This is a genomic window from Actinacidiphila sp. bgisy167 (genome assembly GCF_965342175.1).
Lineage (GTDB): Bacteria > Actinomycetota > Actinomycetes > Streptomycetales > Streptomycetaceae > Actinacidiphila.
The window spans coordinates 17,665-37,517 of sequence record NZ_CBDRBL010000016.1; the positions used below are offsets into that span (position 1 = coordinate 17,665).

The 19,853-nt window shown below is 72.7% G+C and carries 18 protein-coding genes and 1 pseudogene; 9 read left to right on the forward strand and 10 right to left on the reverse strand.

What is annotated here, in order from left to right; translation table 11 throughout:
• Positions 1-13: 13 nt before the first annotated feature.
• The gene (locus ACRWND_RS08910; protein WP_431947775.1) at positions 14-643 is read right to left on the reverse strand and encodes a DUF6230 family protein; all 630 of its coding nucleotides are present in this window, start codon (positions 641-643) and stop codon (positions 14-16) included.
• 620 nt (positions 644-1,263) lie between these two features.
• Positions 1,264-2,226: a tetratricopeptide repeat protein gene (locus tag ACRWND_RS08915; protein ID WP_431947777.1), complete on the reverse strand. Its 963-nt coding sequence runs from the start codon at positions 2,224-2,226 to the stop codon at positions 1,264-1,266.
• 194 nt (positions 2,227-2,420) lie between these two features.
• On the opposite strand from ACRWND_RS08915, the gene ACRWND_RS08920 reads away from it, so the two are divergent.
• Both ACRWND_RS08920 and ACRWND_RS08925 read left to right on the forward strand, forming a co-directional pair.
• On the forward strand, positions 2,421-3,038 hold the full coding sequence (locus ACRWND_RS08920) for a TetR/AcrR family transcriptional regulator (RefSeq protein WP_431947779.1): 618 nt from the start codon (positions 2,421-2,423) through the stop codon (positions 3,036-3,038).
• A gap of 228 nt (positions 3,039-3,266) precedes the next feature.
• Entirely contained in the window at positions 3,267-4,409 is a 1,143-nt protein-coding gene (locus tag ACRWND_RS08925) for a DUF3103 family protein (RefSeq protein ID WP_431947781.1), read from the forward strand.
• A gap of 85 nt (positions 4,410-4,494) precedes the next feature.
• Here ACRWND_RS08925 and ACRWND_RS08930 read toward each other — a convergent pair whose 3' ends face one another.
• The 4 genes from ACRWND_RS08930 to ACRWND_RS08945 form a co-directional block, all read right to left on the reverse strand.
• Complete coding sequence (locus ACRWND_RS08930; RefSeq protein ID WP_431947783.1) at positions 4,495-6,195, reverse strand: acyl-CoA mutase large subunit family protein; 1,701 nt, start codon at positions 6,193-6,195, stop codon at positions 4,495-4,497.
• A gap of 149 nt (positions 6,196-6,344) precedes the next feature.
• On the reverse strand, positions 6,345-6,680 hold the full coding sequence (locus ACRWND_RS08935) for a DUF3817 domain-containing protein (protein ID WP_431947785.1): 336 nt from the start codon (positions 6,678-6,680) through the stop codon (positions 6,345-6,347).
• Positions 6,681-6,742: 62 nt separating this feature from the next.
• Positions 6,743-7,249 (reverse strand): MarR family winged helix-turn-helix transcriptional regulator, encoded by a 507-nt coding sequence (locus ACRWND_RS08940; protein ID WP_431947787.1) that lies wholly within the window; start codon positions 7,247-7,249, stop codon positions 6,743-6,745.
• Between the two features lie 731 nt (positions 7,250-7,980).
• Positions 7,981-8,550: a GNAT family N-acetyltransferase gene (locus ACRWND_RS08945; protein ID WP_431947789.1), complete on the reverse strand. Its 570-nt coding sequence runs from the start codon at positions 8,548-8,550 to the stop codon at positions 7,981-7,983.
• A 163-nt stretch (positions 8,551-8,713) separates the two neighbouring features.
• On the opposite strand from ACRWND_RS08945, the pseudogene ACRWND_RS08950 reads away from it, so the two are divergent.
• Positions 8,714-9,139, forward strand: a pseudogene (locus tag ACRWND_RS08950) (ArsR/SmtB family transcription factor); the annotation flags it as partial.
• Between the two features lie 35 nt (positions 9,140-9,174).
• Here the strand turns inward: ACRWND_RS08950 and ACRWND_RS08955 are convergent.
• Together ACRWND_RS08955 and ACRWND_RS08960 are read right to left on the reverse strand one after the other, a co-directional pair.
• Positions 9,175-9,471, reverse strand: coding sequence for an MTH1187 family thiamine-binding protein (locus tag ACRWND_RS08955; protein ID WP_431947791.1), 297 nt, complete (start codon positions 9,469-9,471; stop codon positions 9,175-9,177).
• Positions 9,468-9,821 (reverse strand): DUF3817 domain-containing protein, encoded by a 354-nt coding sequence (locus tag ACRWND_RS08960; RefSeq protein WP_431947793.1) that lies wholly within the window; start codon positions 9,819-9,821, stop codon positions 9,468-9,470. Before ACRWND_RS08960 ends, ACRWND_RS08955 begins: the two co-directional genes overlap by 4 nt.
• A 302-nt stretch (positions 9,822-10,123) precedes the next feature.
• On the opposite strand from ACRWND_RS08960, the gene ACRWND_RS08965 reads away from it, so the two are divergent.
• The 4 genes from ACRWND_RS08965 to ACRWND_RS08980 all read left to right on the forward strand — a co-directional run bounded on the left by ACRWND_RS08965 (position 10,124) and on the right by ACRWND_RS08980 (position 12,725).
• The gene (locus ACRWND_RS08965; protein ID WP_431947795.1) at positions 10,124-10,762 is read left to right on the forward strand and encodes an AIM24 family protein; all 639 of its coding nucleotides are present in this window, start codon (positions 10,124-10,126) and stop codon (positions 10,760-10,762) included.
• Positions 10,762-11,412 (forward strand): AIM24 family protein, encoded by a 651-nt coding sequence (locus ACRWND_RS08970; RefSeq protein ID WP_431947797.1) that lies wholly within the window; start codon positions 10,762-10,764, stop codon positions 11,410-11,412. The genes ACRWND_RS08965 and ACRWND_RS08970 overlap by 1 nt, the downstream gene beginning before the upstream one ends.
• Positions 11,409-12,185, forward strand: a complete 777-nt coding sequence (locus ACRWND_RS08975) for an AIM24 family protein (protein ID WP_431947799.1) — start codon at positions 11,409-11,411, stop codon at positions 12,183-12,185. The genes ACRWND_RS08970 and ACRWND_RS08975 overlap by 4 nt, the downstream gene beginning before the upstream one ends.
• 63 nt (positions 12,186-12,248) lie before the next feature.
• Positions 12,249-12,725 (forward strand): MarR family winged helix-turn-helix transcriptional regulator, encoded by a 477-nt coding sequence (locus tag ACRWND_RS08980; protein ID WP_431947801.1) that lies wholly within the window; start codon positions 12,249-12,251, stop codon positions 12,723-12,725.
• Between the two features lie 131 nt (positions 12,726-12,856).
• Here ACRWND_RS08980 and meaB read toward each other — a convergent pair whose 3' ends face one another.
• Both meaB and ACRWND_RS08990 read right to left on the reverse strand, forming a co-directional pair.
• Positions 12,857-13,813 (reverse strand): methylmalonyl Co-A mutase-associated GTPase MeaB, encoded by a 957-nt coding sequence (gene meaB, locus ACRWND_RS08985; protein ID WP_431947803.1) that lies wholly within the window; start codon positions 13,811-13,813, stop codon positions 12,857-12,859.
• Positions 13,814-13,995: 182 nt separating this feature from the next.
• Positions 13,996-15,171 (reverse strand): acetyl-CoA C-acetyltransferase, encoded by a 1,176-nt coding sequence (locus ACRWND_RS08990; protein ID WP_431947916.1) that lies wholly within the window; start codon positions 15,169-15,171, stop codon positions 13,996-13,998.
• A 172-nt stretch (positions 15,172-15,343) separates the two neighbouring features.
• On the opposite strand from ACRWND_RS08990, the gene mce reads away from it, so the two are divergent.
• Positions 15,344-15,772: a methylmalonyl-CoA epimerase gene (gene mce, locus ACRWND_RS08995; protein ID WP_431947805.1), complete on the forward strand. Its 429-nt coding sequence runs from the start codon at positions 15,344-15,346 to the stop codon at positions 15,770-15,772.
• A gap of 177 nt (positions 15,773-15,949) precedes the next feature.
• On the forward strand, positions 15,950-19,846 hold the full coding sequence (gene scy, locus ACRWND_RS09000) for a polarized growth protein Scy (RefSeq protein WP_431947807.1): 3,897 nt from the start codon (positions 15,950-15,952) through the stop codon (positions 19,844-19,846).
• The last annotated feature ends 7 nt before the right edge of the window (positions 19,847-19,853 follow it).

Genomic DNA, 19,853 nt, shown 5'->3' on the forward strand with positions numbered 1-19,853 from the left:
CCCTCCGGTCAGGCTAGAAGCACTCGTACTTCTTGCCCGAGCCCATCTTCACCGACATGCTCAGCCCGCTGAGCTTGAAGGTGCCCGCGCTGGTGGCCCACGCGGTCTGCTCCACACCGGTGAGGTGGGCCGATCGGGCCTCCTGCGCGAAGGAACCGAGATCGGTCCTCTCCTTGTCACCGGCCGCGACCCCGGGGCCGTATGTGGTGTCACCGGCCGCGACACCGATGTTGATGTCCTTGAACTCCGCGTCGGCGTTCAGCTGGTCGAGGTCGATGTAGAGGTTCTTCGCCTCGACCTTCTTGCCGCCGTTGCCGGCACCGAGCTTCAGCGTGACGTCGCCGATCGGCGTCGGCACGACCACGGACTGGCACAGACCGGTGATCGTGGCCCTGTCGAACGCGGACACCGCGACCGGGATCGGCTTGCCGCCGTGCTGGATGTCGAGGGCTCCGTACTGGACGAAGCCGTGGCCGTCCAGGTCCTCGGCCTTGACCTTGAACTGCTGGCCCGACACGCTGAACGACGCGGCGAGCGCACCCTGTCCCAGGGCCACGCCTATCGCCGCGGCGGCCGCGACGCTGGGCACCATGACGACGGCGAACCGCCTCCATCTGGTACCGCCGCGGATGAGCGACTCCATGACTTTCCTCCTTCTCGGACGTACATCTCCGGCCGGAATCGTGGGGATAGCGGCGGGATGGGAGAAGTGCTACGTCCTCGGGAAGGAGAGCGCCGTATCGGCGGCCGTCACGCGGGAAAGAGCGGACGACACTGTCCGAGACATCGGCGATCACCCCCGAGCGACAACCACAACGGCCACGCTCTCGCGCAACCTGCTGGACAGGCCCTGCCGGCTGGCAGAGACCCCCCTGTCCCCGGGCCGCGGCCACTGCTGGCACAGCTTCGGCGTCCCGGCCCGGTGGGGACCCGCTCACGATCGGACGACTGGATGCCGACTGCTCGACGGCGGACCGGGCTTGGCCGATCGTGGTGCATTCGGGGCCGCTGCACAAGGGGCGTCGTTACTAGCGGGTAACGGCACGATCACCCGGACGGCATGGTCTAGACCATGGCCGTCACCCTGCGTAGTTGCGATAGGGCTGTGAAATTCGCCCATTGAATGCCAGACCGGGACAGACCCCCATCCCGCACTTACCGCAAGTAACAGCGGCCGCGCTTCATCAAGATTTGGTAAAGCGCGGCCGGTCGTTCAATCGGCTCGAAACGGCTTTCGAGGCGCGGTCAGCTTACGCGACCTTGTCAGAACAACACGCGCGCGAGGGCCGCGCGCGCGGCCGCCACCCGCGGGTCGTCTGCCCCGATCACCTCGAACAGCTCCAGCAGCCGCAGCCGAGCGGTGTCCCGGTCCTCGCCCGCGGTGCGCCGCACGGTGTCCACGAGGCGGCCGAAGGCGTCCTCGACATGCCCGCCGACCAGGTCGAGGTCGGCCACGGCAAGCTGCGCCGCCACGTCCGCCGGGGCGTCGGCCGCGGCCTTGCGGACGGCCTGCCCGTCGACGCCCTCCACCCGGCGCAGCAACTCGGCCTGCGCCAGGCCCAGCTTGGCCTCGGCGTTGGCCGGATCGTCCGACAGGACGTTGCGGTACGCCTGGATCGCACCGCCGAGGTCGCCCCGGTCCAGCGCGTCGTGCGCCGCAGACAGCGCGATCTCGCGCGGGGTGGGCGGCCGCTCCTCGGCGACCGGCGCCTCCGCGCCCTCCTCGACCGGCACACCCGTGATGCCGAACCGCTGCTCCGCCACGGCGACCAGCTGGTCCAGCACCTCGCGGATCTGCTCCTCGGGAGCGGCGCCCTGGAAGAGCGGCATGGCCTGGCCGGCCAGCACCGCGAACACCGCCGGAATGCCCTGCACCCCGAACTGCTGCACCAGCAGCTGGTTCGCGTAGACGTCGATCTTCGCTACGACGACCCGGCCCGCGTAGGAGCCGGCGAGCCGCTCCAGCGTCTCCTGCAACTGCACGCTCGCGTCCGCGCGGTCGGTCCAGAAGTGGACGACGACCGGGACCTCGGCGGAACGCTGCAGGACATCGTTCTCGAAGGTGGCCTCGGTGACCTCGGTCACCAGGGCGACGGGGCTGGCGGGCGCTCCCCCGTGGCGGGCGGCTTCCGCGCGGGCCTGGTCGGCCTTCGCCTTGGCCTCCGCGGCCGCCTTCACCGCGGCGAGGTCGACCACGCCGCTCATGGACATGTTCCGTGGCTGCATGAGACCAATCCTCCCCCCTCGTCGCGGTTCCCGGGGAATCGCCCCCCGAAAGCACCACCTACGGTGCGGAACGCTGACGCGGCCCCCGGCGCGAGGCCTGCCCTCTTCCGCGCTCGGTGGCCCACGAGTTTCGATACGACGCGTAGCGTAACCGGGGGGTCGCGCCCGGCGCAACGGGGATAGGGTGCCCAGCCATGTGCGCGCGCCCCACGGGCAGAAGGACCGGCCGCCCCCGCAGTGCGGAGGCCGACCGGGCGATCCTGGACGCCGCGCGGCAGTCGCTGGTCGAGCTCGGCTGGGGCCGGCTCACCATGGGCGACGTCGCGGCCCGCGCGGGCGTCGCCAAGACCACCCTCTACCGGCGCTGGGCGAACAAGAGCGAACTCGTCGTGGACGCTGTCGCCGTGCTCTTCGACGAACTCGACCTGCCCGACCGCGGCAGCCTGCGCTCCGACGTCGAGGGCATGGTCCTGCGGTTCGCGGCCCTGCTGGAGCAGCCCGCCGCCAGGACGGCGCTCATGGCGGTGGTCGCCGAGGCCACCCGCGACGAGGCGCTGCGGCGCAGGATCCGGCAGGCGGTCGTCGACCGGCAGAAGCGGCTGGTCGCCGAGGGCCGCCGGCGGGCCCAGGCGCGCGGGGAGATCCCGCCGGACGACGGCGACCCCGCACCGCAGGTCGACCTGGTCTTCGACGTCATCGCGGGGGCCGTGGTGCACCGCGCGCTCGTCAGTTGCGAACCGGTGGACGGCGACTGGGCGGCGCGCTTCACCGGCCTGCTGCTGGGCGGCCTCGGGGCGGGCGCGCCTACCTAGTCCCAGGGCGGGCGCGCCGACCCAGGGGTCGCCGGGCGTCCGCCCGGTCCTCACCGGGGAAAGCCGCTCCACCCCTTGCCCGCATGGCATGTCACCGTCATGCTTACCGACGGGTCATCTACTCGCATAGACAACCCGGCGGCCACGCATGGCCGTTGCCCGGTCTTCCCCTCGTTCCACCCTGTATGCGCACCGGTTGAACGCTCGCCCCCAGGAGGATCGATCCCCGTGAGACACCCTCACCCCGCCCGGCGCGGCGTCATCGCCACCGTCGCCGCCTCGTTGATCTGCCTGACGGCCGCCCAGAGCGCCACCGCGCTCCCGGCGCCCGCCGCCCCGCGCGCCCATGCCCCGTCCTCCGCCGTCACCGTGGCCGAGGACCAGGCGGCGCGCGCCATCGCCGGCTCCCTTTCCGACGCATCCTGGAGCGCCCGCGTCCGCGACGCGGCGCTCGCCTCGGACGAGGTGGCCGTCACCGACCTCGCCGGCCCCGGGCTGCGGCCGGTGCTCGCCGACGCCGACCGGCGGATCGCCGCCGCCAAGGGCCTGGGCGCCGACGTCGGCTCCCTGCTGCGGCTGCGCCTCGGCGACGAATCGATGCGCGGCGCGCTGGCCTCCGGCGTCACCCCGTGGGTGGCCGCGGCCGCTTCCGACGAGGACGCAAGCGCCGTCACCGCCTACGACAGCCTGGGCCGGGCCCACCGCCTCGACGCGCGTACCGCGCCCACCCGTCCGGTGTACGTCGTCGACATCGACGGCTCCAAGGCGCTGGCCGCGGGTCTGGACGTGCTCCGCGGAGAGCTCGACCGCCAGGGCCTGGCCTCCTCCGCTCCGTCCGCCCCGCGCTCCGCTGCCCCGTCGTCGATGGCTGCCGCCGCGGCCGGCTTCTGGACCACGCGCGTCACCCAGGTCCGGCTCTCCGACGACGAGGAGCCGTGGGTCAAGGGGGACGCGGAGATCTACACCCTCGTCACGGGCTTCGGCCAGGACGGCCTCGTGCGGGTCGATCCCGTCGACATGCCGTACCTGGACAACGACGGAACGACCTACAGCCCGAACCAGATCCTGGTCAACTGGTCGCTGTACAAGTACGACCTCGCCGACGCCGTGATGATGGAGGACGACGGCAGCACCAACTACCGCGAACTGGCCAAGGCCATCGCCGGGGTCCTGCTGACCATCGCCGACCAGGGCGTCTACGTCCCGCTGGTGAACGCCGTCCTGGACGCCGTCCCGGACGACTGGTGGACCGACGACCCGGACTACGTCGACTCCTGGTACACGCTGGCGCGGAGCGACAACGGCACCCGCTACGGCGCCCGCGGCAACGGCTGGATGACCCTGCAGCCTTACTTCGTCGAGCAGTTCTGACCCGGGGGTGCCCGGAGGGCACCCCCGGCGCACCGCGGGGCCCGGTGGGAACAGCACCTGATTCCCCCGGGCCCCGCGTCCGTCGTCAGAAGCGTGCGGGCTCGGTGTAGCTGCCCCACTCCTCGCGCAGGGCGCCGCAGATCTCGCCGAGGGTGGCCTCGGCGCGGACCGCCTCCAGCATCGGCTCGATCATGTTGCCGCCGTCCCGGGCGGCCGTCAGCATCGCGTCCAGCGCCTTGCGGACGGCCGCGTCGTCGCGCTCGGCCCTGCGGCCGGCGAGCACGCGCACCTGCTCGCGCTCGACCTCGTGGCTGACCCGGAGGATCTCCAGGTCACCCGTCACTGACCCCGTGTGGCAGTTGACGCCGACGACCTTCTTGTCGCCCTTCTCCAAGGCGCGCTGGTACTCGAAGGCGGCCTCGGCGATCTGGCCGGTGAAGTAGCCGTCCTCGATGCCGCGCAGGATGCCGGAGGTCATCGGGCCGACCGGGTGCCTGCCGTCCGGGACCGCGCGGGCGCCGAGCTCCTTGATCTTGTCGAAGATCTTCTCCGCGTCCGCCTCGATGCGGTCGGTCAGCGCCTCGACGTACCAGGAGCCGCCCAGCGGGTCGGCCACGTTGGCGACACCCGTCTCCTCCATCAGCACCTGCTGCGTCCGCAACGCGATCTCCGCCGCCTGGGCGCTGGGCAGCGCCAATGTCTCGTCCAGCGCGTTGGTGTGCAGCGAGTTGGTGCCGCCGAGCACCGCGGCCAGGGCCTCCACAGCGGTGCGCACGACGTTGTTGTACGGCTGCTGGGCGGTCAGCGAGACGCCCGCGGTCTGGGTGTGGAAGCGCAGCCACTGCGCCTTGTCGGTCTTCGCGCCGTAGACGTCGCGCATCCAGCGGGCCCAGATCCGGCGCGCCGCGCGGAACTTGGCGATCTCCTCGAAGAAGTCGAGGTGCGCGTCGAAGAAGAAGGACAGCCCCGGTGCGAAGGTGTCGACGTCCAGCCCGCGCGACAGCCCCAGCTCCACGTAGCCGAAGCCGTCGGCGAGGGTGTAGGCGAGCTCCTGCGCGGCCGTGGAGCCGGCCTCGCGGATGTGGTAACCGGAGACCGACAGCGGCTTGTACGCGGGGATGCCCGCCGCGCAGTGCTCCATCAGGTCGCCGATCAGGCGCAGGTGCGGCTCCGGGGCGAAGAGCCACTCCTTCTGCGCGATGTACTCCTTGAAGATGTCGGTCTGCAGGGTGCCGTTGAGCACCGAGGGGTCGACGCCCTGGCGCTCGGCGGCCACCAGGTACATGCAGAAGACCGGCACCGCGGGTCCGGAGATCGTCATGGAGGTGGTGACCTCGCCGAGCGGGATGTCCTTGAAGAGGACCTCCATGTCGGCGGCCGAGTCGATGGCGACACCGCAGTGGCCGACCTCGCCGAGCGAGCGGGGGTCGTCGGAGTCGCGGCCCATCAGGGTGGGCATGTCGAAGGCGACGGACAGGCCGCCGCCGCCCGCCTCCAGGATCATCTTGTAGCGCTCGTTGGTCTGCTCGGCGTTGCCGAAGCCCGCGAACTGGCGGATCGTCCACGTACGGCCCCGGTAACCGGTCGGGTGCAGACCGCGCGTGAAGGGATACTCACCCGGCCAGCCGATGCGCTCGAAGCCGGGCACGCCGGCACCCGCGGGCGGGCCGTAGACCGGCTCGACCGGGTCGCCGGACAGCGTGCTGAAGTCGGCCACGCGCTTGCGGGCGGCGTCATAGCGCGCCTGCCAGCGGCTGCGCCCCTCCTCGATGGCTGCAGCGTCCATGCCCTGTCTCCGCCTCTCTCGCCGACCGGGCGCACCCCCGCAGCACGAGGACGGCCCCTACAGGGCAAAAATACTTGGACGTCCTAGTACTTGTCGACGGCGAATCTCCCTCCCCCGGGGGGAAGGGAGAAAGGCGCAGGTCAAGGGGCTCAGACCTTGACGGGTTCACCCGAGGGGACCACCAGCGGGGCGACCTCGCGGCTCACCTTGCGCTCGACGAAGAACGCGGCGGTGGGGATCGTCCCGGCCAGCAGCACCCAGGCCAGCTTGCCGAGCGGCCACTTCGCCTTGGAGCCCAGGTCGAAGGCGAAGACCAGGTACACGACGTACAGCCAGCCGTGGGCGATGCTGACGACCTTGGTGAAGCCCGCGGCGCCGTCGATCTCCAGCACGTACTTGGCGATGACGCCGATGGTCAGCAGCACCAGCAGCACACCCGTCACATAGGCGAGGGCGCGGTACCGGGTCAGAACACTCTGCTTCATGCGGACGAGCGTAACCGGTGCGGTCGGGGCTCCTGCCCCGGCCCCGCGTGCCGTGGCGCGGGTCACTCCTGGAAGTCCCCCGCGGCTATGCGCAGCGGTCGCAGCAGCTCGAAGATCTCCGCGCAGTCCTCGTCGTCGTACGCGCCGAGCCCGAACTTCATCCCCATGAGCTCCTCGGTGGCGGCCTCGCACACCTCCCGGCCCTTGGCGGTGATGGAGGCGAGTGTGCCGCGGCCGTCGTTCGGGTTGGGCCGCTTGGCGACGAATCCGGCGGCCACCAGGCGGTCGACGGTGTTGGTGACCGAGGTGGGGTGCACCATGAGCCGTTCGCCGATCTTGGACATCGGCAGCTCGCCCTCCTTGCTGAAGGCCAGCAGCACCAGGGCCTCGTAGCGGGCGAAGGTCAGACCGTAGGGCTTGACGACCGAGTCCACCTGGGCGAGCAGGATCTGCTGGGCACGCATGATCGACGTGATCGCGACCATCGAGGGCACGCGCCCCCAGCGCCGGGTCCAGATCTCGTCGGCACGGGCGATGGGGTCGAAGGGCAGGCTCAGCGGCTTGGGCACAGGCCCGAGCCTACCCGTCGGTCATATGCTGGGCAGCCGCGTCTTGCGGAGCAAGACGGGACTGCCCACCGGCGCCACGGCACGACCGCGGGGCTCCGGGCACCGAAGGGCCACAGGTGTGCCGGCCACCGGCAAGTGGACCCCGCTCCTGGTAAGCCGCCATCCTGGGGAGGGCTGCCATGCGAGGAGCCGTCACGGCGGGGTGCCCCACCGCACCGCGGCGGGCGTGCGCTCACGCGACCGCACCACGCGCAGTCACCGCCGGCCGGCACGGTCGGGCGGAGGCGTACCGGTGAAGGCGGTCTGCGACTACGGGCGGGCGAGGGGCGTCGCCCCACGGGCGCAGGGACGCTCACGACGAGGCCAGGGGGCCGCCTCGCACCGCGCACCCGCCCCCGGCCCACCGCCCGTGCGCGCCCTGCCGCACACCAGCCGTACCGCGCCCGCACCGCCCCGGCCGCGCACCCGCTCGCCCGGGGGTCCCCACCGCCGCCGCGTGCCGGTCCCGGAGCCGTGTGGCGCCGCGCAACCCCCTTCGGTCCGCGGCGCCCCGGGCGCACGCTCGGCGCCGGGCGGCTCACACCGCGCCGGAGGCGGTCCGCCGCACCCGTGCCGGCACCAGCAGCACACACACCGCCGTCCCCGTGCCACCCGCCACCGCCGTCACGACGTACGGGTCGCTCCGCCTCGTGCTCGCCGCCTTCCGGCGGGAAGGCGGCAAGCGGACCAGGTCAGAGCGACATGGCGAAGCGGCGGCAGACGTGGACGCGGGTGAACTGCCGTCGCATTCGTTCCTCATCGGCGAGCCCGGCGTGCGCGAAAACCATGAGAGCTCGCAGCCCGGGCCGGGCCTCGGCGACAGCTCGGCCGGGCTCCGCGGGGTCGCGGTAGTGGTTGGCGTAGACGTGCAGGTAGTGATCGCTCTCCGTGAAACCCATCGCTCGGTACCAGCTCAAGGTGTCCGGGTCGTCCCGGGTCCAGGCGTCCAGGGTGGCCGCGCCGAGCTCGTGTGCCCGGTCGCGGGTCTGCTCCAGGAGTTCACGGCCCAGGCCGCGGCGCTGGTGGTCCGGATGAACGGCGACGGTGTCGATCGTCGCCACGTCTCCCTCGACACTGGTGTCCATGATCCCGACGACGCGGCCGGCTGCGTCGGCGGCGACCAGGTCCAGGCCGGGCGCCGCCGTCGTGGGCTTGGCGCGTGAGACGTCGTCGAAGTACGCGGTGCGCAGGAAGGCCAGTACCCGGCAGTGGAGCCAGGAGGTCTCGTCAGTGGGGGTGAACGCGCGGACGGTGTAGCTCACGGTTGTGGTCCTCTGCAGGCGTGGTGGTGTGTGGACGGCGGCTGCGGATTCGAGAGAGCACAGCGCGAATATCGACGCCCCGCGGTTTCCTGGCAAGCGATTTGACGGGGGCAGCCCGTCCTGGGCCCCTCTCGGCCCCGACGGCGACCCGGGCGTCGCGTCGTTGAGCTGGGCGAACGACACTCTCACCCTGCACAGGCCACGGGAGCACGACCGCGACCTGGGTGGCGACGGCCTGGTCCTGGCGCCCAGCGTCTTCGTCTGGCCGGATGTCGCGGCGGGCTTCGACCCGCCCTGGCAGGGCACCGTCGCGTATCCCGCGCGCGGCATCGGGGGCCTGTGGCAGGCGCCGCAGGCCGCCTCCGACGCCCTGGCGCGTCTGCTCGGCGCCAACCGCGCCGCTCTCCTCGGCGGCCTGGGCGAGCCCGCGACCACGACCGCGCTCGCCCACCGGCACGGTCTCGCCCTGTCGTCGGTGTCCGCGCACCTGGCGGTGCTGCGGGAGGCGGGCCTGCTCACCTCGCGCCGCTACGGCCACCAGGTGCTGTACGAGCGCACCCCGCTGGGCAGCGCGCTCGCCGGCGACTGACCGGCGGAGCGCGCACCCGGGCGGGGTGCGATGGGTTACTGCGCCAGGTAGCGCTCGACGGTCTCCACCTTGGAGGTGAGCCCGTCGGTGACGCCGGGCCGGATATCGGCCTTGAGGACCACCGAGACGCGCGGCGCCCGGGCCTCGACGGCGGCCACGGCGCGCTTGACGACGTCCATGACCTCGTCCCAGTCGGCGCCTTCGACAGAGGTGAACATCGCGTCGGTGCGGTGGGGCAGCCCGGACTCGCGGACCACCCGGACGGCGTCGGCCACATAGGAGCCGACGTCCTCGCCGACGCCGAGCGGGGTGACGGAGAAGGCGACGATCATGCCTCGACCATGCCTTCCTTGAGCTCCTTGCGCGCGCGGGCGGCGATGACGCTGTCCTCCGCCTCGCGGCGCAGCCTGCGCTCGGCGAAGAAGCCGCCGGTCGGCAGGACGGAGAGCACGAAGTACAGCGCGGCGCGGCCGAGCGGCCACTTGGCGCGGTTCCAGGCGTCCAGCCAGAACAGGACGTAGAGGACGAAGAGGATGCCGTGGATCGCCCCCATGACCCGGACGGCGTTGAAGTCCGTGGTGCGCTTGAGCACCGAGCAGACCAGCAGGATCAGGAAGGACACCGCCTCGGGGGCGGAGACCAGGCGGAGCCGGTTGAGGGCGGAGGCGGTCTTGATGTCCACGGGACCTCGCTATCGGGACAGGGCTGCGGCGGACGCGGCACGCTGCGACCAGGACGTTGTGAATGTGATCACAAGCGCTTTCCCCCATTATGACCCGGCCCGCCTGCCGCCCTTCCCCCGGGGCCCCGGGGGAAGGGCGGCCGGAAGAGGGTGAACCGCCGAAGGGCGCCGGCGCGTCCTCTTCGCCGACGGACGAAGCAGCCGCCTTTGGAGGAGGAACGCCGGTGGAGCGCCGCAGGGAACCGGAGGACATCATGTGCGACCTCGTGACGGGTTCCTCCCGGACGGATACGGTCTGACCCGTGGCTCAGTTTCGATTGCAGGGCAGCAAAGTGCTCGCCGTGGACATGGCCGGCGACGCCGTCAAGGCGAGGAACGGCTCGATGGTCGCGTACGAGGGCCAGATGAGCTTCAAGAAGATGACCGGGGGCGGCGAGGGACTGCGCGGCATGGTCACCCGGCGGCTGACCGGAGAGTCCATGGAGGTCATGGAGGTACGCGGCCAGGGCACCTGCTACTTCGCCGACCGCGCCAGCGAGATCAACCTCGTGCGGCTGAACGGCGAGAAGCTGTACGTCGAGGCCGGCAACCTGCTCGCCACCGAGGCGGCGCTGCGCACCGGCACCACCTTCACCGGACTGCGCGGCGCCTCGCAGGGCAACGGCCTGTTCACCACCACGGTGGAGGGCGTCGGCCAGGCCGCGATCATCTCCGACGGCCCGGCGGTGGTGCTCCGGGTCGCCCCGGGGATGCCGCTGCAGGTGGACCCCGGCGCCTATGTGGCGCACACCGGCAACCTCCAGCAGCACTTCCAGACCGGCGTCAGCTGGCGGACGGTGATCGGCGAGTCCGGCGGCGAGTCCTTCCAGATCCGCTTCGAGGGCGACGGCCTGGTCTATGTGCAGCCGAGCGAGCGCAACACCACCGGGGGGCAGGTCTGATGCCGTTCACCCGCATCAACTCGAAGATGGTCGAGGCCCAGGTGGTGCCGGGCCAGCGGCTGTTCAGCCAGCGCGGCGCCATGCTGGCCTACCGCGGCCAGGTCGCCTTCACCCCCAATGTGCAGGGCGGCCGGGGCGGAATCGGCTCGATGATCGGCCGCAGGCTCGCGGGCGAGGCCGCTCCCCTGATGACCGTCGAGGGCCACGGTTCAGTGATGTTCGGCCACGGCGGCCATGACGTCCACTGCGTCGACCTGACCGGCGACACCCTGTACGTCGAGGCGGACCGGCTGCTGGCCTTCGACGGCTCGCTGCGCCAGGGCACGATGTTCATGGGGTCCCAGGGCGGCGTCATGGGCGTCATCCGCGGGCAGGTCACCGGCCAGGGGCTGTTCACCACGACCCTGCAAGGGCACGGCGCGGTCGCGGTGATGGCGCACGGCGGCGTCATCGAGCTGCCGATCACCCCGCAGCGACCGGTGCACGTCGACCCCCAGGCGTACGTCGCCCACCGCGGCGACGTACGCAACAAGCTGTCCACGGCGCTCGGCTGGCGGGACATGGTGGGCCGCGGCTCCGGCGAGGCCTTCCAACTGGAGCTGTCGGGTCAGGGCACGGTCTACGTCCAGGCGAGTGAGGAGAAGCTGTGAGCACCGGACCGGTCGTCCACGACCCGTACACCCTGCCGGCCGACGACAACGTCAACCCCTACGCCTTCAGCGTCGACCTGAAGGGCCAGTGGTTCCTGCAGAAGGGGAAGATGATCGCCTACTACGGGCAGATCGCCTTCCACGGCATCGGACACGGCCCCCTCGACGGGCTGGTCCGCAGCAACTTCCACTCCCCGCTGCACGCCGCCGACTGGGTGGTCGCCGAGGGCCAGGGCAAGATGATCCTCGCCGACCGGGCGTTCGACGTGAACTCCTACGACCTAAAGGACGGCAACCTGACCATCCGGTCGGGCAACCTGCTGGCCTTCCAGCCCGGTCTGTCGCTCAAGCAGTCCATCATCCCGGGCTTCCTCACCCTGATCGGCACGGGGAAGTTCGTGGCGGCCTCCAACGGCGCCGTGCACTTCGTCGAGCCCCCGGTCCGCGTCGACCCCCAGGCCCTGGTGGGTTGGGCGGACTGCCCCTCCCCCTGCCACCATTACGACCACGGGTACCTGCGCGGCGTCCTGGGCGGACTGCGGGCGCTGACCGGCGTCGGCGGAACCTCGGGCGAGGAGCACCAGTTCGAGTTCGTCGGCGCGGGGCAGGTGCTGCTCCAGTCGAGCGAGGTCCTGATGCCCGAGCAGGCCACGGGCGCGGTCCCGCACGAGGCCGGCGTACCGGGCGGCGGCGGGGGCGTCCCCGGCGCGGGGCAGGGCGCGCCGAGACTTCCGGGGCAGCTCGGGGACCTCCAGCGCCGCTTCGGTCTGTGACCGCACCGGCACGCGCCGCGACTCGATTGATCCGTATTTCAACTTCCTGGGTATGATTTCAGCATGGAGACACCGACCGGCACCCCGTGGCTGTCCGCCGACGAGCAGCGCACCTGGCGCATCCACCTGGAGGTCAGCAAGCTGCTGACCTACCAGCTCGAACGGGACCTGCAGCCGTTCGGCCTGACGTTCAACGACTACGAGATCCTGGTGAACCTCTCGGAGTCGCCCGAGCGCCGCATGCGGATGAGCGACCTGGCCCGCGCCACCCTGCAGTCCAAGAGCCGGCTGTCCCACCAGATCAGCCGCATGGAGAGGGCGGGCCTGGTCCGCCGCGAGAACTGCGAGTCCGACCGGCGCGGGCTGTTCGCCGTCCTCACCGAGGACGGCTGGGAGACCATGAGCAAGGTCGCCCCGCACCACGTCGCCGCCGTCCGCGAGCACTTCATCGACCTGCTCCCCGAAGAGGACCTGGCGGCCCTGCGCGCGGCCCTCGCCCCGGTCGCCGAGCGCCTGCGCGCGGTGCGCGGCAAGATCTGACCCCGCGGCGGCCGATCGGCTCGCGCCGGCGCCCCGCCCCCCTCGGCACGGGCCTGCGCGCCGCCCGCGCGCGGGGCCGGTCCCCCACGCGGGCCGCGCCCGCGAACGGCGGACATCCGCGCCGCGGAGCCTCAGGCCTGTTCGGTGAGGCTCGCGACGAGCTCGTCGGCCGCCGCGTACGGGTCGAGTTCGCCGGCGACGATGCGCTCGGCCAGCGCGCCCAGCCGGCGGTCGCCGTGGAGGTCGCCGATGCGCTCGCGCAGCGCGGTGACGGCGATGTGCTCGACCTCCAGGGCCGCACGGCGCAGCCGGCGCTCCGCGAGGACGCCGTGCTCCTCCATCCAGGCACGGTGCTTCTCCAGGGCCTCGACCACCTCGTCGACGCCCTCACCGCGGGCCGCGACGGTCTTGACGATCGGGGGGCGCCAGTCGCCCGGCAGCCGGGCTTCCCCCAGCCCCAGCATGTGGTTGAGCTCGCGGGCGGTCGCGTCGGCGCCGTCCCGGTCGGCCTTGTTGACGACGTACACGTCGCCGATCTCGAGGATGCCCGCCTTGGCCGCCTGGATGCCGTCGCCCATCCCCGGGGCGAGCAGCACCACGGAGGTGTCGGCCTGGGCGGCGATCTCCACCTCGGACTGGCCGACGCCGACGGTCTCCACCAGGACCACGTCGCAGCCCGCCGCGTCGAGCACGCGGATCGCCTGCGGCGCGGCCCAGGCCAGTCCGCCCAGGTGGCCGCGGGTGGCCATCGAGCGGATGTAGACACCGGGGTCGGACGCGTGGTCGCTCATCCGCACCCGGTCACCGAGCAGGGCGCCGCCGCTGAACGGCGAGGAGGGGTCCACGGCCAGCACCCCGACCCGCTTGCCGGCCCTGCGGTACGCCGAGACCAGCGCGGAGGTCGACGTGGACTTGCCGACGCCCGGCGAGCCGGTCAGGCCGACCACGTACGCGCCGCCGGTCAGCGGCGCGAGCGCGGCCATCACCTCGCGCAGCTGCGGGGACGCCCCCTCCACCAGCGAGATCAGCCGGGCCACCGCCCTCGGGCGGCCCTGCCGTGCCTGCTCCACCAGGGTGGGGACGTCCATCGCTGCGCTCCTTGCTGCCTGTTGCCCCTCAGGGGCTCGGTTCGCCTCCGGTTCGCTCAGTCGTCGCCGGGGGCCCTCCCGGCGGTAGCCGGGAAGGGCCCCGTCCTTCGGGGCAACGACCGCTCCCCTTCGGCCCCCTCGCCGTTTCCTGCCGGTTCCTGCCGTTACGCTCCGGCGCTCCGCTACTCGCCCGGTACGCGGATGATCAGGGCGTCGCCCTGACCGCCGCCGCCGCAGAGGGCCGCCGCGCCCACGCCGCCGCCGCGCCGCCTGAGCTCCAGGGCGAGGTGCAGGACGATGCGGGCGCCCGACATGCCGATCGGGTGACCGAGGGCGATGGCGCCGCCGTTGACGTTCACCTTTTCAGGTGTCACGCCCAGGTCCTTCATGGACTGCACGGAGACCGCCGCGAAGGCCTCGTTGATCTCGATGAGGTCCAGGTCGCCCACGGACAGCCCCTCCTTCTTGAGGGCGTGCGCGATCGCGTTGGACGGCTGCGACTGCAGCGAGTTGTCCGGGCCCGCCACGTTGCCGTGGGCGCCGATCTCGGCGATCCACTCCAGGCCCAGTTCCTCGGCCTTGGCCCTGCTCATCACGACGACCGCGGCGGCGCCGTCGGAGATCTGCGAGGAGGTGCCCGCGGTGATCGTGCCCTCCTTGCTGAAGGCGGGGCGCAGCCTGGCCAGCGACTCGGCCGTGGTCTCGGGGCGGATGCCCTCGTCCTGGGCGAAGAGCACCGGCTCGCCCTTGCGCTGCGGGATCTGCACCGGGGTGATCTCGGCCTCGAACAGGCCGTTCTTCTGCGCGGCGGCCGCCCGCTGGTGGGACAGCGCGGCGATCTCGTCCTGCTCGGCACGCCCGATGCCCAGGCGTGTGTTGTGCTTCTCGGTCGACTCGCCCATGGCGATGTCCTCGAAGGCGTCGGTGAGGCCGTCGTGCGCCATGGCGTCCAGCATCTGGATGGCGCCGTACTTGAAGCCCTCGCGGGACTTGGGCAGCAGGTGCGGGGCGTTGGTCATCGACTCCTGGCCGCCGGCGACGACGACGTCGAACTCACCCGCCCGGATCAATTGGTCGGCCAGCGCGATGGCGTCCAGCCCGGACAGGCAGACCTTGTTGATCGTCAGCGCCGGCACGTCCATCGGGATGCCGGCCTTGACCGCGGCCTGGCGGGCGGGGATCTGCCCGGCACCCGCCTGGAGTACCTGCCCCATGATCACGTACTGCACCTGCTCGCCGTCGACGCCGGCCCGGTCCAGGGCGGCCTTGATGGCGGCGGCGCCCAGTTCCGCGGCGGAGAAGGAGCGCAGCGAGCCGAGCAGCCGCCCCATGGGGGTGCGCGCACCTGCGACGATCACGGACGTTCGTGCCTGGCTGGTCATGACGCGGCCCCTTTGCACGGAGGGAAGGTTAACGACGGTTCTCAAGGGTGCTGTCAATGTACTGAGGGGTGGAGCCGGCGGTCACCCGGCGGACAGTGTGATCGCGCGCACGTTGCGTGACCACATGGACCGGGCGTCCACTGGAGTCATGCTGACGCGAATCGACCACATCGGCATCGCCTGCTTCGATCTCGACACGACCGTCGAGTTCTACCGTGCCACCTACGGCTTCGAGGTGTTCCACACCGAGGTCAACGAGGAGCAGGGCGTGCGCGAGGCGATGCTCAAGATCAACGAGACCTCCGACGGCGGAGCCTCCTACCTCCAGCTGCTGGAGCCCGTCCGCGACGACTCCCCCGTCGCCAAGTGGCTGGCCAAGAACGGCGAGGGGGTGCATCACATCGCCTTCGGAACCGAGGACGTCGACGCGGAAGCGGCGGCCGTCCGCGACAAGGGGGTGCGGGTCCTGTACGACAGCCCGCGCAGGGGCTCCATGGGGTCGCGGATCACCTTCCTGCATCCCAAGGACTGCCACGGAGTGCTCACCGAGCTGGTCACCTCGGCCGAAGACCACTGACCGGAGGCGACTCGCCCCGGTAGAGTGGCCTGGCGACCCCGGGGTGGGCTGGGGTACCTGCCCGCGCCTCGGCGTGGGATCGGACACAATTCTCCGAAGGCTCCGCGGTGAACGGGGCCCCGGGGAATCTCACTCGGTTGGCGGGTGGGTACACCAGGAGACGGATGGGACCGCGCAGTGCGGGGCTACGACCGCTACGAGGTTGAGGACGACCACCTCTCGCAGTTCGAGGCCGAGATGGAGCGGCTTCGCAAGGAGCGGGACAAGGTCGTCCAGCATGCCGAAGACCTCGGCTACCAGGTCGAGGTGCTGCGCGCCAAGTTGCACGAGGCGCGCCGCAACCTCGCGAGCCGCCCTGCCTACGACAACCTCGGCCACCAGGCCGACCAGTTGCTGCGCAACGCCCAGATCCAGGCGGACCAGTTGCGCGCCGACGCCGAGCGGGAGCTGCGCGAGGCCCGCGCGGCCACCCAGCGGCTGCTGCAGGAGCAGGCCGAGCACCAGGCCCGCGTGGAGGCCGAGTGGCACGCCGAGGCCGTCGCCAGGCGCCGCCGGCTGGACGAGGAGCTGGCCGAGCGCCGCAGCAACGTCGAGAGCCACGTCAACGAGAACGTGGCCTGGGCCGAGCAGTTGCGCGCCCGCGCCGAGTCGCAGGCCCGCCGGCTCATGGAGGAGACCCGCGCCGAGTCGGAGGCCGCGCTGGCCGCCGCCCGCGCCGAGGCCCAGCGGATCGCCGAGGGCGCCCGGGACCGGCTGGAGGCCGATGCGGCGGCCGCCCGGGCCGAGGCCGAGCAACTGCTGCGCCGGGCCCGCGCGGACGCCGAGCGGCTGCTGAACGCCGCGGCCACCCAGGCCCAGGAGGCCACCGCCCAGGCCGAGCAGCTGCGTGCCTCCACCCAGAGCGACGCCGACCAGGCGCGCGCCCAGGCCGGCGAACTCTCGCGTTCCGCCGAGGAGAAGCTGCGCGCGGCCGAGGAGAAGCTGCGCGAGGCGCAGAGCGAGGCCGACCGGCTCCGCGAGGAGGCCGCGGCGAGCGCCGCCAAGCGGCTGGCCACGGTCGACGCCGACAACGAGCAGCGCACCCGTACGGCCAAGGCGGAGGTCGCGCGGCTGGTCGCCGAGGCGACCAAGGAGGCGGAGGCCGCCAAGGCCGAGGCCGAGCAGATCCTCGCCGACGCCAAGGCCGAGGCGGAGCGGCTGCGCGACCAGGCGCAGGAGACCGCGAGGTCCGAGGCGGCCGAGGACGCGGCGGCCGCTCTCGCCAAGGCGGCCCGTACCGCCGAGGAGGTCCTCACCAAGGCCACCGAGGACGCCCGCGCCACCACCCGCGCCGCGAGCGAGGAGGCCGAGCGCATCCGCCGCGAGGCGGAGACCGAGGCGGACCGGCTGCGCAGCCAGGCCGAGGAGTCCGCCGAGGAGCTGCTCGGCACCGCCAAGGACGACACCAAGGAGTACCGCGCCAAGACGGTCGAGCTTCAGGAGGAGGCCCGCAGGCTGCGCGGCGAGGCCGAGCAGCTGCGCGCCGAGGCGGTCGCCGAGGGCGAGCGCATCCGCGGCGAGGCGCGGCGCGAGGCGGTGCAGCAGATCGAGGGGGCGGCCCGGTCCGCCGAGGAGCTGCTGACCAAGGCGAAGGCCGACGCCGCGGAGCACCGCCAGAAGGCCACCGCCGACTCGGAGAAGGCCCGCACCGAGGCGATCGAGCGCGCCGCGAGCCTGCGCAAGCAGGCAGACGAGCTGCTGGAGCGCGCCAGGGGTGAGGCCGAGCAGATCCGCACCGAGGCCGAGCAGCAGGCGGAGCAGGTACGGGAGGACGCCGAGGGCGCCGGCCGGACGCTGCGTGAGGAGGCCGAGCGGGCCGCCCAGCGGCTGCGCGAGGAGGCCGAGGCCGATCTGGTCCGGCTGCGCGAGGAGGCCGAACGCCGCATCACCGCCGCCGAGGAGGCGCTGCGCGAGGCCCGCGCGGAGGCGGAGCGGCTGCGCCGCGAGACCGCCGAGGAGGCGGCCGCGCTGCGCACGGAGGTCGCCGAGCGGGTCCGCGGGCTGCAGGAGCAGGCCGAGCAGGAGACGGCGCGGCTGCGCGACGAGGCCGCCGCCGACGCGTCCAAGACCCGGGCCGAGGCCGAGCAGCTCGCCGTGCGGCTGCGGGGCGAGGCCGCCGCCGAGGCGGAGCAGCTGCGCACCGAGGCCCAGGAGACCGCCGACCGGCTGCGGGCCGAGGCGCAGGAGACGGCGGCACGGCTGCGGGCCGAGGCGGCCGAGGCGCTGTCCGCCGCCCAGGAGGAGGCCGCGCGGCGCCGCCGGGAGGCCGAGGAGCTGCTGAGCGCGGCGCGCGGCGAGGCCGAGCAGGAGCGCGCGCAGGCCGGCCGCGAGGGCGAGGAGCTGCTGGCGGCCGCTCGCAAGCGGGTGGAGGAGGCCGGCGCCGAGGCGGAGCGGCTGGTCGGCGAGGCCGAGCGGCACGCGGCCGAGCTGGTCGGCGCGGCCGAGCAGACCGCCCAGCAGGTGCGGGACTCGGTGCACGGGCTGCACGAGCAGGCCGAGGAGGAGATCGCGGGCCTGCGCTCGGCGGCCGAGCACGCCGCGGAGCGCCTGCGGTCCGAGGCCCAGGAGGCCGCGGACCGGCTGCACGCGGACGCCAACGCCGAGCGCGAGCGCGCCACCGAGGACGCCCAGCGGATGCGCCGCGAGGCGCAGGAGGAGGCCGCCGAGGCCCGCCGGCTGGCCGACCGCACGGTCGGCGAGGCGATCGAGGAGGCCGACCGGCTGCGGGCGGAGACCCGTGCGGACGCCGACCGGCAGCGTGCGGAGGCCGCGGAGCAGGCCGACCGACTGCTCACCGAGGCCATCGAGGAGGCGGACCGGCTGCGCGCCGACGCCGACGCACGGGCCGAGGAGACCGTGGCCAAGGCGCAGCGCGACGCCGAGCGGCTGGGCATCCTGGCCAAGGACGCCCTCGACGCCGCGGAGCGCGACGCCGAGGAGCGCCGCCGCGCGGCCGAGGAATCGCTGGTCGCCGCCGAGGCGGAGGGCCGCCGCATCCTGGACGAGGCGCGCGACGAGGCCAACAGGCGCCGCACGGACGCGGCCCAGCAGGCCGACCAGCTGATCACCAAGGCCCGCGCGGAGGCGGAGCGGCTGGGCATCCTCGCCAAGGACTCCCTGGAGTCCGCCGAACGGGACGCCGAGGCGGCCCGGGCGGAGTCCGACCGGATCCGCGACGAGGCGCGCGAGGACGCCAACAAGCGCCGCGCCGAGGCCGCGGAGCAGGCGGACGAACTCGTCTCCCGGGCGCAGGGCGAGGCGCTGAAGATCGGCGCCGCCGCGGAGGAGCAGGCCGACACCATGGTCGGCGCCGCCCGCACGGAGGCCGAGCGGATCGTCGCCGAGGGCACGGCGGAGAGCAACACCATGGTGGAGCGCGCCCGTACGGACGCCGACACCCTGCTGGGAGAGGCGCGCAGGGACGCGACCGCCATCCGCGAGCGCGCCCAGGAGCTGCGGCAGCGCGTCGAGGCCGAGGTCGAGGAGCTCCACGAGCGGGCACGTACCGAGTCGGCCGCCACGATGAAGTCGGCGGGCGAGCGGGTGGACAAGCTGGTCGCGGCCGCCACGGAGCAGCTGGAGAAGGCGGAGGCCAAGGCCCGCGAACTGGTCGCGGACGCCGAGGCCAAGGCCGAGGAGACGCGGTCCACCGCGAGCGCCGAGGCCAGCAAGGTCCGCATCGCCGCGGTGAAGAAGGCCGAGGAACTGCTCAAGGGGGCCGAGCAGAAGAAGAACGAGGCCGAGCGCGAGGCGGAGCGGGTGCGCGGCGAGGCCCGCGCCGAGGCCGAGCGCATCGTGGCCGAGGGCAAGAAGGAACTCGAGGTGCTCAGCCGGCGCCGCCAGGACATCAACGCCGAGATCACCCGGGTGCAGGATGTCCTCGAGGCGCTGGAGTCATTCCAGCAACCGAACGACGGAGGTAAGGGCAACGGTCAGAACGCCACACCGAACGGCAAGAACGCGGTCACTGCTGGTGCAGCAGCCGGTACGACACGGACAGGGAGCAAGCGGTCCGACGATGCGCCACTCGATTGAGCGGTCA